Here is a 13,574-nt window from a genome sequence, read left to right on the forward strand (position 1 = left end):
GGGCGCCTCCGCCGGCACGGCGAACCCGCCCGCTCCGGGCAAGGCGTCGGCCAAGGTCACGCCGCCGGCGCCGGGCAAGCCGCTGCCGGTCAACGGCAGCGGTGGCACCTACCGGTCCCGGGGCGACGGCGACGGCCGCAACTACGCCCTCGACTCCGGCGAGGACCTGGGGTGAACCGTCGGCAGATGCTCCGCGCCGCCCTCGCCCCGGCGCTCCTGGTCGGCCTCGGCACGGCGTGCAGCGAGCCCGAGCCCGAGGCGGGCAGCGTCGACGTGGTCGACCCGGGCAGCGCCCCGGCGACGCCCCCGCCGAGCCCGACCCCTAGCCTGCCGGCCGGCCCGCTGACCGGTGCGCCGGTGAGCGCGGCACCGCTGGCCAACCGGCAGGCGGTCGCCGTGCCGCTGCGGGTCGGCCCGTCGACCACCCCGGCCGGGCTGGACGCGGCCGACCTGGTCTACGCCGAGTTCGCCGAGTCCGACACGCTGCACCTGACCGCGGTGTTCCATTCCCGCGACGCCGCGAAGGTCGGGCCGGTCACCGAGATCCGGCCGGTCGACATCCGGTCGGTCGCCGTGCTGCGGCCGTTCGTCGGCTACGCCGGCGGCCCGACCGGTTTCCTCACCCAGTTCGAGAAGTCCGGGCTGGCCGGGGTCACCCCGGACGACGGCGACGCCATCGACGACGGCTACACCTCCACGGCCGCGCTGCTCAAGGCCGCGCCGAAGGGCGGCCAGCCGCCCACGGCGGCCCTCGACCACGCCACCGACGGCGCCGCGCTGGCCGGGCGGGACCTCGTCCCGGCCACCGAACTGTCGGTCAGCGTCTCCGGCGGCCCGCCCATGGTCTGGCGGTACGACCAGCAGAAGTCGCTCTGGGTGGGCAAGGCGGGCACCGCGACGGTGACCGCCGCCTCGGTGATCGTGCTGACCATGGAATACCGGACGCTCGACGTCCGGAACCCGTCGCCGCGGTCGCTGCCGTCCGCGAACGTCTTCGGCGAGGGCGCGGTGGTCGCGGTCTCCGGGCCGGCAAGCGCGAAGGGCCGGTGGCGCAAGCCGGGCCTGGGGATGGTCTGCACCCTCGCCGACACCGGCGGTGACCTCATGCACCCGCAGCCCGGCAACGCCTGGGTGATCTACGCGCCGACCACCGCCAAGGTCACCGTGAAAGGAGCACCGTCCCCCCGCCCCGCCCGGCGCGCGGGTCGGCCCCGGTCGGCGCGGCGGTGCCGCCCCCCGGGACCCGGCTCACGCCGGTCGTGGCGCGGCCGAAGGGCTGGTCGTTGCGGTTGCCCACGGCGTGGCCGCTGATCGCGCTCTTCGTGCTCTACCCGCTCTGGTGGGCGCTCGGGGTGTCCAGCTTCGTCTTCGTCATCTTCGCGGTGCCGATGGTCGTGCAGATGGTCCGCCGGGGCCCGGTCCGGGTGCCGCCGGGCTTCGGGATCTGGCTGATCCTGCTGCTCTGGCTGGTGCTCTCCGCCGCGATGCTCGGCCTCACGGCGCCGAACACGCTGCCGCCGGGTGGCGGCGGCCGGTACATCGGCTGGGCCATCCGGCTGGCCAACTTCGTCAGCATGACCGTGGTCATGCTCTACGTCTACAACCTGGGCGAGCGGGAGCTGTCGCGGCGCCGGGTCGTCCGGCTCTTCGGGTTCATGGGCGTGGTCGTGGTCATCGGCGGCTGGCTCGGCTCGCTCTTCCCGACTCTCGGCTTCGTCGCGCCGCTGCGGTTCATCCTGCCCCACTCGATCGCCAGCCAGCCCTTCGTCGCCTCGCTCATGGACGTCAAGTTCGCCCAGGTCCAGCAGGTGCTCGAGGGCGAGGCGAGCTCGCCGCGGCCGTCCGCGCCGTTCACCTACACGAACTCGTGGGGCGAGAACACGGCGATCCTGCTGATCTGGCTGATCGTCGGCTGGGTGGTGCTGGGCAAGCCGCTGCGCCGGGTGGCCGGCGTGGCGATCGCGCTGGCCGCGATCTTCCCGATCATCTACTCGCTCAACCGCGGCCTCTGGATCGGCCTCGGCATCTCCGCGGTCTACGTGGCGATCCGGCTCGCCCTGCGCGGGCGGATGGTGGTGCTGGGCGGACTCGCCCTGGCGGTCGGGCTCATCGGGGTGCTGATCGTCGCCACACCACTGGGCCGCACCTTCGACGAGCGACTGCAGAACGGGCACAGCGACGACATCCGCACCACCCTCTCCGAGGGCGCGGTCACCGCGGCCAACCACTCGCCGATCCTCGGCTACGGCGGCAACCGGGCCCTGATCGGCAGCAACCGGTCGATCGCCATCGGCAAGTCCGACGACTGCAAGCAGTGCGGCAACCGGGAGCTGGGCAGCAACGGCCAGCTCTGGGCGCTGCTGGTCGGCCAGGGCTACGTCGGCGCGATCGCCTACAACGGCTTCTTCCTCTACTGCCTCTGGCGCTACCGCCGCGACCACAGCGCGATCGGTATCGCCGGCAGTCTCGTGCTCATCCTCATGCTCTTCTTCCAGTTCACCTACGGGGCGCTGGAAGCCACCCTCGCCTACGGCCTGATCTCGGTCGCCCTGCTCGCCCGCAACGACCGGCTCCGCCGGGCGCTCGCGCCGGCGCCGCCCCGGGGCACCGTGGCCGGGCTGCGGGCCCGACTGGAAGCAGCCGGTGACCACTGATGGTGTTCCGCGTACCCCCGGACGGCGACGGCCGCTCCGCCTACCTCGCCGAGCTGGCCGGGCTGATCTGGCCCGAGCCGGCCGAACCCGCCCTGCGCAGGGGTGGCGCCGGCTGGGTGGTGGTGCCCTCGGCGTCCCGCCCCCGGCTGCTGGTGCCCACCGGCTCCGGCCGGGCGGCGTCGAGTGCGGTCCGGCACTCCACCGAGGCGGTCGGCCGCAAGGCCAAGCTGGTCCGGCAGGGGCTGGCCACAGCGTTCCGGCTCGGCCTGGGGCCGCTGGTGTTCCGCGACCGGCTGGTGGTGACCGGCGGTGGCCTGGACGCCCACCTGGCCGACGTGCTGGGTGAGCGGGCGCTGGTCAGCCTGCACATCGGGCCGGCCCGGGCGAACCGCAAGCCGGTGCTGCAACTGCTCGCCCCGGACGGCCGGGCCCTCGGCTACGCCAAGCTCGGCGTCGACCCGCTGACCCGCACCCTGGTCGACGTGGAGGCCGCCGCGCTGCGCCGGCTGGCCGACCTGCCGCTCGGCCCGGTCACCGTGGCCGGGGTTCGCCACCACGGCGACTGGCACGGGCACGCGCTGCTGGTGCAGGAGGCGCTGCCGGTGCGGCTGCCCCGGGCCACCCCGGCCGCCGCCGAGGCGGCCGAGCGGGCGGCCATGGTGGCGGTCGCCGGCTGTCTCGGCGTACGCCGGCGGTCCTGGGCGGGGAGTGACCACGCGGCCCGGCTGGCCGACGCGGTGGACGCGCTCGGCGCGCGCCCGGAGGCCGGGCGGCTGCGCGCGGTGCTCAAGACGGTCGCGGACCTGGACCCGACGGTGGCGTTCGGCGCCTGGCACGGCGACTGGAACGGCGGCAACGCCGCGGTGCTGGCCGACGGCCGGGTGCTGGTCTGGGACTGGGAGCGGTTCGAGGCGGACGTACCGGTCGGCTACGACGCGCTGCACCGCGCGGTGCAGACCGCCATCGGCAACGACGGGGTGGAGCCGACCGAGGCCGCACAGGAGCTGATCGCCGGGGCGGACCGCACGCTCGCGCCGTTCGACCCCGACGGTCGGGGCGCCGACCTGGTCGCCGTGCTCTACCTGGTGGAGCTGGCGGCACGCTATCTGCGGGACCGGCAGGCGGAGGCGGGTGCGCGACTGGGGCACGTCGACACCTGGCTGCTGCCCGCCGTGGAGGAGCACCTGGCCCGCCGGGCCGGGTGAGAGTGAGGAGTGGGGACGTGACGCTGGCCAAGGAACAGGCGCTCCGCGCGGTGAAGTCGGTGAGCCGGACGGTCGGTCGGTTGACCGCCGGGTCGCGGATGGTGCCGGGATTCCTGATCGTGGGGGCGCAGCGCTGCGGCACCACCTCGCTGTTCAAGACGCTCTCCCAGCACCCCGGGGTGCTGCCGCCCGCCTACCACAAGGGCGTGCACTACTTCGACATGGACTACCGCCGGGGGATGAACTGGTACCTCGGGCACTTCCCCACCACGGCCCGGGCGGAGGCGGTGAAGGCGCAGGTCGGCGTACGCGGGATCACCGGCGAGTCGAGCCCCTACTACATGTTCCACCCGCTGGCCGGGCAGCGGATCGCCAAGGACCTGCCCTCGGTGAAGCTGCTGGTGCTGCTCCGCGACCCGGTGGAGCGGGCCTACTCGGCGCACTCGCACGAGCTGGCCCGGGGCTACGAGACCGAGCCGGACTTCGAGCGGGCGCTGGCGCTGGAGGAGGAGCGGACGGCCGGCGAGCGGGAGCGGATGACCGCCGACCCGACGTACGACAGCCACCACCTCCAGCACAACGCGTACCTGGCCCGGGGGCGGTACATCGAGCAGGTGGAGCGGCTGGAGGCGCTGGTCGGCCGGGAGCGGCTGCACGTGATCGACAGCGACGACTTCTTCGCCGACCCGCGGCCCTCGTTCGACGCGGTCTGCGACTTCCTCGGCCTGCCCCGGTGGGCGGACATCGCCTTCGGCAAGCACAACTCGCGGTCCCGCTCGCCCATGTCGGCCGAGCTGCGGGCCCGGCTGGAGAACCACTTCGCCCCGTACGACGAGCGGCTGGCCACCTGGTGGGGACGCGTGCCGTCGTGGCGGCGGTGACCCGGGCGGACGCCGGCGGCACCCCGACGCTCACCGCACCGCCCGGCGGGCCGGGCGCGGGCGCCGGCCTGGGCGGCGCGGCCCGGCAGGGCTTCGCGAACCTGGTCGGGGTGGGCCTGGCGGCGGTGGCCGGCTTCGGGCTGAACATCGTCATCGCCCGGGGCTGGTCGGTCCGCGAGGCCGGCATGTTCTTCGCCGCCACCAGCGCGTTCATGATCGCCGCGTCGGCGGCCCGGCTCGGCACCGACGTGGGGACCGTCTACTTCGTCAGCCGGCACCGGACCCTCGACCAGCGGGACCGGATCCGCGGCACGATCCTGGCCGGCCTGTTGCCGGTGCTGGCCGTCGGCGCGCTGCTCGGCGTGGCCGGCTGGCTGGCCGCGCCGGCGCTGGCCGAGGCCACCATGCCGGAGGCGGGCCCGGGCGGGGTGACGGCGCTGCGCATCCTGCTGGCCTTCGTGCCGCTGGCCGCGCTGAACGACTACGCGCTCGCCGCCTGCCGGGGCTTCGGCCAGATGCGGCCGCTGCTCACCGTGGAACGGCTCGGCCGCACCCTGGTGCAGTTCCTGGCCGTGGCGGTGGCCGCCTGGCTCGGGCTCTCCGCCACCGTCGCGCTGCCGCTGGCCTGGGTGGTGCCCTACCTGCTCGCCGCGGTGGTCGCGCTGGCCTGGCTGGGCCGGCTGGTCGGCCGGGCCGGCCGGCACGTGACCCGGCCGGTGCCCGCGGGCGAGCTGGTCGGGCCGTTCTGGCGGTTCACCGGCCCGCGCGCGGTGAGCAGCCTGGCCGCGATCGTGGTGCAGCGGCTGGACATCGTGCTGCTCAGCGCCTTGCGCGGGCCGGCCGACGCGGCGATCTACACGGCGGCGACCCGGTTCCTGGCGCTCGGCCAGCTCTCCAGCGTCGCGCTCTCCAGCTCGGTGCAGCACCGGCTGGCCGCCGCGTTCGCCCGCGACGACCGCGCCGAGGCGCGGCAGCTCTACCAGGCCGCCACCGGGTGGCTGGTGCTGCTCTCCTGGCCTGCCTACCTGGTCTTCGCGGCGTTCGCCACGCCGATGCTGGCGCTGTTCGGCTCGGGCTACGGCGGCGGTCACCGCGTGGTGGTGCTGCTCGCGCTGACCATGCTGGTGGCCACCGGCTGCGGCATGGTCGACATGGTCCTGAACATGGCCGGCCGGACCGCCTGGACCTTCTACAACGCGATGGCCGGCACGGTGCTCAACGTGGGCGCCAACCTCCTGCTCATCCCGCGCTACGGCATCCTCGGCGCGGCCCTGGCCTGGACCGTCTCCATCCTGGTCACCAACCTGGTGCCGCTGGCCCAGCTCTGGTGGTCGATGCGGCTGCACCCGTTCGGGGCCGGCACCCGGGCCGCGATGGCGCTGGCCGTCGCGGCGTTCGGCCTGCCGCTCGGGGCGGCCAGCCTGCTCGACGCCCCGGTGCCGGTGCTCGCCCTGGTGGCGGCCGGCGGCGCGGCGGCGTACCTGGCCGGCGCCTGGCGCTGGCGGGCCACCCTGCACCTCGACGCCCTGCGCGCGCTGCGGCGGGGCCGGAACCGCACCGGCCCGAACCCGGCCGCCCAGTCCTGACCCGTTCCTGCGCACCGATGGGACCCCGATGACCAGCAGCACGCCCCTCGCCCCGCACGCCGGCCTGTCGACCGTGAAGGCCGCGAAGCTGGCCGCCGTCGGCCTGCTCGCGGACCGGAAGGAACGCCGGGAGCTGGAGCGGCCGGTGGAGGCCGCCAACCGCAGGCTCACCCTGAAGGTCGAACGGCCGATCTTCATCCTCGGCGCGCCCCGCTCCGGCACCACGTTCCTGGGCAGCTGCGTGGGCGCGCTGCCGGAGGTCTCCTACCACTTCGAGCCCCGGCTCACCAAGGCGGTGGCCCGCTGCGTGTACGAGGGGAGCTGGACCCCGCAGCGGGCGGCCCGCTACTTCCGCGGCTACTACGGGGCGCTGCTCGCCGCCTCCGGTCACGGCGGGCTGCGGTTCGCCGAGAAGGACCCGGAGAACTGCTTCATCGTGCCGTTCCTGACCGAGGTCTTCCCGGACGCGGTCTTCCTGCACGTCTACCGGGACGGCCGGGACGTGGCGGTGTCGCACGCCGAGCAGCCGTGGTTGAACGCGGCCTCGACAGGCACCGGCAGGAGCGGCCGGGGCGGCACGCCGTGGGGCGCCGCGCCCCGGTTCTGGGTGGAGCCGGAGCGGCGCGAGGAGTTCAGCCGGGTCTCCGACCTGGGCCGATCGGCGTGGATGTGGCGCCGCTTCACCAGCAGTGCGCTGGCCCAGCTCGCCGACCTGCCGGCCGAGCGGGTCCGGCACCTGCGTTACGAGGACATCGTCAGCCGCCCGGCCGAGGCGGCCGAGGTCGTCGCCGACTTCCTGGAGGTCGGCGACCCGGCGGGCCGGCAGGCGCTGCACGCCCGGTTCGCCAAGGCCCGGCCGAACTCGGTCGGCCGGTGGCGGCAGCGACTGGCCGAACAGGACCTCGCCGACGTGCTCGCCGAGGCTGGGCCGCTGCTCAGGGAGCTCGGCTACACCTCGTGAGGGCCGTCGCGCCGGTAGAGTGCCAGGGGTCGCCCGCCCGTCCCGGCGTCCCGCCCCGCTGAACGAGGGGCCTGCCGGGGCCGACGACCGTCGGGCCGGCGACCATCCTGGGGAGAGGTTGCGGTGGTACGACGGTTACGACGGACGATGGCGGCCGTGTTCGCCCTGGCCTGTCTCGTTCCGACGGTGGCGGCCTGTGACTTCGGCTCGACCGACCGGCCGGGAGGCGGGGCGACGGCGGCGGCGCCGCCCCCGCCCACGGTGACGCCCCGGACCGCCCCGGTCCGGACCACCGGGCGCGGGCCGGAACTGCCGGAGAAGGGCGCCTGGGTGGGCGCCTGGGTGAAGCCGCAGTTCCACAACGCCACCGGGCGGGCGGCCGCGTTCGACGAGTTCAATCGCGCGGCCGGCGGCGAGCTGACCATCGCGCACATGTTCCACGAGTGGAACGAGGCCTTCCCGGGCGCGACGGAGCGGGCCTTCCAGGCCCAGGGGAAGCTCCAGATGATCTCCTGGCAGGGCACCGACACCCGGTCGACGGTCAGCGGCGTCTACGACTCGCTCATCCGGCAGCGGGCCGCGGACGTCAAGGAGTTCGGGGTGCCGGTGCTGCTGCGCTACCGGTGGGAGATGGACCGGCCGAACCTGGCCGCGAGCATGCACTCGCCGGAGGACTACGTCGCCGCCTGGAAGCACGTCCGGGCCATCTTCACCGAGGTCGGCGTCACCAACGCGGCCTGGGTGTGGTGCCCGCACGCGGACGGCTTCGCCGAGCCCGACCGGGACGCCGCCGCCTACTACCCCGGCGACGACCAGGTCGACTGGCTCTGCGCCGACGTCTACCCCGGCCCGGAGTGGAACAGCTTCACCGACCGGATGGACCACTTCATGGCCTTCGCGCAGAAGCACCCGCGGCCGGTGGTGATCGGCGAGTTCGGGCTCACCCAGGACGGCCGGCCCGGCCAGCGGGCCGACTGGATGCGCGAGGTCGGGCCGTACCTGAAGAAGCACCCGCAGATCAAGGCGGCCGTCTACTTCGCCGCCCGGCAGACCACCAAACCCCTGTACGACAGCACGTTCGGCAACGACCCGGAGAGCGAGGCGGTGTTCCGCGAGATGGCCACCGACCCGTACTTCAACCCCCCGCTGCCGGACCTCAGCGTCTCCTCGGCGCCACCCTCCGTACCGGGTCGATGATCTTCCCTCGTCTTTTCGTGTGAGCTGGGGCGTTTGCTCGGTCAAAAAGGCCGATCCCGGGTGGACGGGCGGCGGGCGGATGCGAGAAGGTATGGCTCTCACGTCTGCGGTCGGCCGTGCGGCGCCCCACCTCGTGCCGGCACCGGTCATGACCGCAGCGCCTCCGACGTTTCCCCCGGAGTAGCCTGTGGCTTCCTCGATCCTGAGACACCGCTCGGTGTCCGCCCTCGGCGCCGCCGTGCTCGGCATCGCCACCCTCTTCACCCCCGTGCCCGCGCTCGCCGCGCCCGCCCCGGACCACACCACGCTGGTCAGCGAGGTGCCGACGGACAAGACGCCGAACATCAACGACGGCAACGTCGTGGCCATCTACGACGCCGGCACCAAGGTGATCGTGGGTGGCTCGTTCACCAAGGCGCAGAACCGCGGCTCGGCGACCACCGAGGTCACCCGGAAGGGCGTGCTCGCCTTCGACAAGGCGACCGGCAAGCTCGACGAGGCCTTCGCCCCGGTCCTCGACGGCGAGGTGACGGCGATCATCGCCGGGCCGACGCCGGGCACCGTCTACCTGGCCGGCACCTTCAACCAGGTGAACGGCACCAACTTCCGGAAGCTCGCCCTGCTCAACGTGGCGGACGGCACGCCGGTCGCCGGCTTCAAGGGCCCGGCGTTCAACGGCACGGTGAACGACATCGCCCTGGTCGACGGGCGGCTCCTGGTGGGCGGCATCTTCTCCACAGTGACCGCGACGACTCCCCGCAACGGGCTGGCCTCGCTGAACCCGACCACCGGCGCGGTGACCGACTACCTGACCGTGGCGCTGACCGAGCACCACAACTGGACCAGCACCAACGGCGGGGCCTCGGCCGGCGTCGGCGTGGAGAAGCTGGCCGTGTCGCCGGACGGCAAGCACCTCGTGGTCATCGGCAACTTCAAGAAGGCCAACGACGTCGTCCACGACCAGATCGTCCGGATCAACCTGGGCGACACCGCGGCGACCGTCGCCGACTGGAACACCGACGGCTACTCGGGGGCCTGCAAGTACACCGCGTTCGACTCGTGGGTGCGCGACGTGCAGTTCGCCCCGAGCGGCAAGTACTTCGTCGTGGTGACCACCGGCGCGTCGTACCCGGGGACGCTCTGCGACTCGGCGGCCCGCTGGGAGACCGCCGCGAGCGGCGACGGCCAGGAGCCGACCTGGACCAACTTCAGCGGCGGCGACACCTTCCTCTCCACCGGCATCAGCGAGGAGGCCGTCTACGTCGGCGGTCACTTCCGCTGGTCGAACAACCCGCTCGCCCGCGACAAGGCGGGCCCCGGCGCGGTGCCGCGGGCCAGCATCGCGGCCCTCGACCCGGCCAGCGGCCTGCCGCTGTCCTGGAACCCGGGCCGGCACCCGCGCGGCTACGGCGTCACCGAGATGATGGTGACCCCGGAGGGCCTCTGGCTGGGCAGCGACCAGGAGTACATCGGCGACTTCGAATACCAGCGGAAGCGGCTCGCCTTCTTCCCGCTGACCGGCGGCGCCGCTCCGCACTCGACCAGCACGAAGAGCCTGCCCGGCGACGTCTACCAGGCCGGCCGCGCGGCGCAGAGCGAGGTCCTCTACCGGGTCAACGCCGGTGGTCCGGCCATCCCGGCGACCGACGGCGGCCCGGAGTGGGCCGGCGACAGCGCCACCGCGCCGAGCCCCTACCACAACAGCGGCAACAGCGTCTCGACGTACACCACGAACGCGACGTTCGACGCCACGGTGCCGGCGAGCACCCCGGCGACGCTGTTCAACAGCGAGCGCTGGGACCAGTCGACCACCCCGGACATGCAGTGGGACATCCCGGTCGCGGCGGGCACCCGGATCGACGTGCGGCTCTACCTGGCCAACCGGTACCCCGGCACCGGCACCGTCGGTAAGCGCAAGTTCGACGTCAGCATCGACGGCGTGCTCAAGCTGAACGACTTCGACCCGGTGGCCGCCGCCGGCGGCACGGACCGCGGCACCATGCGGTCCTTCTCCGTGGTCAGTGACGGCGTGGTCGACATCGACTTCGGCCGGGTGGTGGAGAACCCGCTCGTCCAGGGCATCGAGATCGTGAAGACCGCCCCGACGCCGGACGCGGCGGACGTCCTCTACCGGGTCAACGCCGGTGGCGACCAGCTGGCCGCTCCGAGCGGCCCGGCCTGGGCCACCGACAGCCTGGCGGCGCCGAGCGCCTACCACAACACCGGCAGCAGCGTCTCGACCTACACCACCGACGCGACGGTCGACGCCACCGTGCCGTCCGGCACCCCGGTCGCGCTGTTCAACAGCGAGCGCTGGGACCAGTCGACCACGCCGGACATGCAGTGGGACTTCCCGGTCCCGGCGGGCACCCCGGTCCAGGTCCGGCTCTACCTGGCCAATCGGTACGCCGGCACCGCCACCGCCGGCAAGCGCACGTTCGACGTGAGCATCGACGGCGTGCTCAAGCTGAACGACTTCGACCCGATCGCCTCGATCGGCGCCACCAACAAGGGCACCATGCGGGCCTTCGCGGTCACCAGCGACGGCAACGTCGACATCGACTTCGGTCGGGTGCTGGAGAACCCGCTGGTCCAGGGCATCGAGATCGTCAAGCTCCCGCCGGTGCCGCCGGCCACCACGGTGGACAGCATCACCAAGCGGTCGTACGACGGCGCGAGCGCGGTGGGCAACGCGAGCTCGGTGGCCAACCCGGACAACACCCGGTGGTCGACGGTGAAGGGTGCCTTCTGGGTCGGTGGTGACCTGTTCTACGGCGTCAACGGCGACCTCTACAAGCGCTCGTTCGACGGCACGACCTTCGGCACCCCGAAGAAGCTGGACCCGTACCACGACCCCAAGTGGGACCTGGTCGTCACCGGCTCCGCGCCGGAGGGGCAGACCTACGCGGGCATGACGGTCAACTTCTCCGCCGAACTGCCGAACGTGACCGGCATGTTCTACACCGCCGGCCGCGTCTACTACACGCTGGCCGGCCAGGAGGCGTTGTTCTGGCGTGGGTTCTCGCCCGACACCGGCACCGTCGGCGCCGAGCGGAACACCGTCGCCGACACCACCGGCTACGGCGGCGTGGGTGGCATGTTCCTCAGCGACGGCAAGCTCTACACCGTGGCCCGCAACCACGGCCACCTCTACGCCCGTGACTGGGCGGGGGGCGCGCCGGCCAAGACCGCCACGCTGGTCAGCGGACCGACCGTGGACAACGTGGACTGGCGGGCCACCACCGTCTTCGTCGGCCCGTGACCTGAGGTACCGAACGACGATGGCCCGGCCGGTATCGGCCGGGCCATCGCCCTTTTCGTCGTCGGTTCAGACCGCGGGCGCCGTGTGCTCCCGGGCCCAGACCCGCATCAGGTCGCGTACCGAGATCACCCCGGCCACCTCCCGGCCGTCGAGCACCACCAGGTGCCGGAAGCCGCCCCGGGCCATCGCCGCGGCCGCCTCCTCCACCGTCCAGTCCGGGCCCGCGTAGACCACGTCCCAGGTCAGGTGCGCTCCGGTGCGTTCGACGTCGGGGTCGAGCCCGGCCCCGATCGCGTTGAGCACGTCGCGTTCGGTCATGATCCCGACCCCTTCGGAGTCCGGGTCGATCACGACCGCCGACCCGATCCGTCGGGCCGACATCATCCGGGCCGCCTGGCGGAGCGTGTGCTCCGGGCCGACCACGAGAACCTCGCTGGACATCGCTTCCCGTACCTGCATCACGCATCACCCCTGTGGGACGGTGGCCTCGGTACGGACATGGTGGGCCACTGATGCGGAACGGGACAAGACCGGGCATCGCCACGAGCGGCGCGGGATCGCTACTGTCGTGAGGTGCCCACCGAGCCCCTCCGCTGCGCCGGCGCGCTGATCGTGGACGACGACGGCCGCATCTTCATCCAGCGCCGGTCCCCCGAGCGGCGCCTCTTCCCCAACTGCTGGGACATCGTCGGCGGCCACCTCGAACCGGGCGAGGAGGTGCAGGACGCGCTGCGCCGGGAGGTCACCGAGGAGACCGGGTGGAGCGTCTCGCACGTGCTCGGCCAGGTCGGCGAGTACCGGTACACCGGCGACGACGGGCTGGCCCGGGTGGAGACCGACTTCCTGGTCCGGGTGGACGGCGACCTGAGCCGGCCCCGGCTGGAGGCGGGCAAGCACACCGAGTTCCGCTGGCTGGCGGAGCAGGACGTCGACCTGCTCGACGAGCACCGCGACGTCAACGACGGGCTGATCCGGCGGATCGCCGAGAACGCCTTCGCCGCCCTCCGTTCGATCGGGCTGTGACGGCGACGGCTGCCGGTCGCGCCGCGGCCCCGACGCACCCGGCCGCCGACCGCGTCGAGCTGCCGGCGCACCGGTTCGCGGGGCTGGTCGCCCCGGCGGTCGACCGGGCCTTCGTCGCCGGCATGCTGGCCGGCCGCGACGGCGGCGGCGCGGAGCTGAGTTCCCGGTACGGCGGGCCGGCCGCCACCGGCTTCCTGGTGGAGTTCCGCACCCGGCTGGCCGTACCGGGCGGCACGGTGGACGCTCCGGGCTTCGCGGCGGTGACCCGCTACCGGGATCCGGCCGCCTGCCAGCGGGCGCTGGACAAGCAGGTCGCGTACGGGATGATCCAGCGCTTCCCGGACGGCGGCTTCTGCGCCACCGAGCGGGGGCTCGCCTTCCTGGCCGAGCTGTTCGGCGTGCACGCCGAGGTGACCGAGGAACTGTGGGCGGGGCACGACGAGCGGGTGGAGCGGCTGGTCCGGGCGCTGGGCCGGGTGCTGGCGCACGCGGTCGGATCTGCCGGGGCCGGCGCCTTCGCGACCATGGCCCCGCCGCACGAGCCGGACGGCACCCCGCCCGGCGTGCTGCTGCTCAACCGCCTGGGCACCCTGCGCTACCACCGCGCGGACGCGCACGCGGCGGCGTGGACCGCGGCGGCGCACACCGCGGCGAGCGTCGCCGAGCTGACCGAGGGGCCGGAACGGCTGGCGATCGAGCAGGAGACCGACCGCCGGGCGGCCGGCCCGTGGGCGGTGCTCGCCGCCGAGGAACGGCTGGAGCTGCTCGCCGACCTGGCCGCCCTGCCGGGCTGAACCACGGCCGG

Annotated in this window: 11 protein-coding genes; 10 read left to right on the plus strand and 1 reads right to left on the minus strand. The window is 73.7% G+C overall.

The window, feature by feature from the left end; translation table 11 throughout:
* Positions 1-171 precede the first annotated feature (171 nt).
* The 8 genes from ACW0Q9_RS06125 to ACW0Q9_RS06160 all read left to right on the plus strand — a co-directional run bounded on the left by ACW0Q9_RS06125 (position 172) and on the right by ACW0Q9_RS06160 (position 11,746).
* On the plus strand, positions 172-1,311 hold the full coding sequence (locus tag ACW0Q9_RS06125; RefSeq protein ID WP_456178951.1) for a DUF3048 domain-containing protein: 1,140 nt from the start codon (positions 172-174) through the stop codon (positions 1,309-1,311).
* Positions 1,284-2,654, plus strand: a complete 1,371-nt coding sequence (locus tag ACW0Q9_RS06130) for an O-antigen ligase family protein (protein WP_456178952.1) — start codon at positions 1,284-1,286, stop codon at positions 2,652-2,654. The genes ACW0Q9_RS06125 and ACW0Q9_RS06130 overlap by 28 nt, the downstream gene beginning before the upstream one ends.
* Complete coding sequence (locus ACW0Q9_RS06135; RefSeq protein ID WP_456178953.1) at positions 2,654-3,859, plus strand: hypothetical protein; 1,206 nt, start codon at positions 2,654-2,656, stop codon at positions 3,857-3,859. Before ACW0Q9_RS06130 ends, ACW0Q9_RS06135 begins: the two co-directional genes overlap by 1 nt.
* Positions 3,860-3,876: 17 nt before the next feature.
* Positions 3,877-4,740, plus strand: a complete 864-nt coding sequence (locus tag ACW0Q9_RS06140) for a sulfotransferase family protein (RefSeq protein ID WP_456178954.1) — start codon at positions 3,877-3,879, stop codon at positions 4,738-4,740.
* Positions 4,710-6,326, plus strand: a complete 1,617-nt coding sequence (locus tag ACW0Q9_RS06145; protein WP_456178955.1) for an oligosaccharide flippase family protein — start codon at positions 4,710-4,712, stop codon at positions 6,324-6,326. The genes ACW0Q9_RS06140 and ACW0Q9_RS06145 overlap by 31 nt, the downstream gene beginning before the upstream one ends.
* 28 nt (positions 6,327-6,354) lie before the next feature.
* Positions 6,355-7,287, plus strand: coding sequence for a sulfotransferase family protein (locus ACW0Q9_RS06150; RefSeq protein ID WP_456178956.1), 933 nt, complete (start codon positions 6,355-6,357; stop codon positions 7,285-7,287).
* A gap of 147 nt (positions 7,288-7,434) precedes the next feature.
* Positions 7,435-8,484, plus strand: coding sequence for a glycoside hydrolase family 26 protein (locus ACW0Q9_RS06155; protein ID WP_456178957.1), 1,050 nt, complete (start codon positions 7,435-7,437; stop codon positions 8,482-8,484).
* 187 nt (positions 8,485-8,671) lie between these two features.
* Positions 8,672-11,746, plus strand: coding sequence for a malectin domain-containing carbohydrate-binding protein (locus ACW0Q9_RS06160; RefSeq protein WP_456178958.1), 3,075 nt, complete (start codon positions 8,672-8,674; stop codon positions 11,744-11,746).
* Between the two features lie 66 nt (positions 11,747-11,812).
* On the opposite strand, the gene ACW0Q9_RS06165 is transcribed toward ACW0Q9_RS06160, so the two are convergent.
* Complete coding sequence (locus tag ACW0Q9_RS06165) at positions 11,813-12,205, minus strand: CBS domain-containing protein (protein WP_456178959.1); 393 nt, start codon at positions 12,203-12,205, stop codon at positions 11,813-11,815.
* A gap of 114 nt (positions 12,206-12,319) precedes the next feature.
* Between ACW0Q9_RS06165 and ACW0Q9_RS06170 the strand changes: the two genes are divergently transcribed.
* Positions 12,320-12,769, plus strand: coding sequence for an NUDIX hydrolase (locus ACW0Q9_RS06170; protein WP_456178960.1), 450 nt, complete (start codon positions 12,320-12,322; stop codon positions 12,767-12,769).
* Positions 12,766-13,563, plus strand: a complete 798-nt coding sequence (locus tag ACW0Q9_RS06175; RefSeq protein ID WP_456178961.1) for a hypothetical protein — start codon at positions 12,766-12,768, stop codon at positions 13,561-13,563. Before ACW0Q9_RS06170 ends, ACW0Q9_RS06175 begins: the two co-directional genes overlap by 4 nt.
* Positions 13,564-13,574 lie beyond the last annotated feature (11 nt).

It is taken from the genome of Micromonospora sp. I033 (genome assembly GCF_053890995.1).